The sequence below is a fragment of the Paraburkholderia sp. SIMBA_030 genome, from assembly GCF_046535245.1.
Taxonomy (GTDB): domain Bacteria; phylum Pseudomonadota; class Gammaproteobacteria; order Burkholderiales; family Burkholderiaceae; genus Paraburkholderia.
In genome coordinates, this window is the sequence record NZ_JAWRXB010000075.1 from 1 (window position 1) to 630 (window position 630).

Genomic DNA, 630 nt, shown 5'->3' on the forward strand with positions numbered 1-630 from the left:
GTGATCGCCGCCGTCAGCGTGGTCTTGCCGTGGTCAACGTGACCGATCGTGCCGACGTTCACGTGCGGCTTGGTCCGCTCAAACTTACCCTTGGCCATTTTCGACTCCTAAGAGGATTTATCCGTACGTTGCGCCGCGCGCAAACAATCACCGAGTACTTCTGGTGCCCATGGGCAGGATCGAACTGCCGACCTCTCCCTTACCAAGGGAGTGCTCTACCACTGAGCCACATGGGCGCTACTTCTGTGTTGCTGGAGCGGGTGAAGGGAATCGAACCCTCGTCGTAAGCTTGGAAGGCTTCTGCTCTACCATTGAGCTACACCCGCAAGGATCCATGGATTCCCGACTACTGCTACAGCTTGCATTCTGGTGGAGGAGGTTGGATTCGAACCAACGTAGGCGTAAGCCAACAGATTTACAGTCTGCCCCCTTTAGCCACTCGGGCACCCCTCCGCAGAGAACTGATGATTATGGGGGAACAACCGCTTGTTGTCAAGGCTTGCTTGAGTGCCCCAAACTCATAGCTCTCACTTATATAGTAATTCTGACGCTACCGTAAACGCAGAAACCCCACCTTTGTGGGGTGGGGTTTCTGGTGCTGCTGGGGAGCCTGACGATTACCTACTTTCA

The 630-nt window shown here is 54.9% G+C and carries 1 protein-coding gene and 3 tRNA genes; all 4 read right to left on the reverse strand.

Annotated features, from left to right (window positions below):
- Positions 1–98, reverse strand: a 98-nt coding sequence (locus SB772_RS39060; RefSeq protein WP_033453371.1) for a GTP-binding protein, incomplete at its 3' end; no start/stop codon positions are given.
- Positions 99–161: 63 nt separating this feature from the next.
- Positions 162–236, reverse strand: a tRNA-Thr gene (locus tag SB772_RS39065).
- A 16-nt stretch (positions 237–252) separates the two neighbouring features.
- A tRNA-Gly gene (locus SB772_RS39070) sits at positions 253–326 on the reverse strand.
- Between the two features lie 41 nt (positions 327–367).
- Positions 368–453: transfer RNA gene (locus SB772_RS39075), tRNA-Tyr, on the reverse strand.
- Between the last annotated feature and the right edge of the window lie 177 nt (positions 454–630).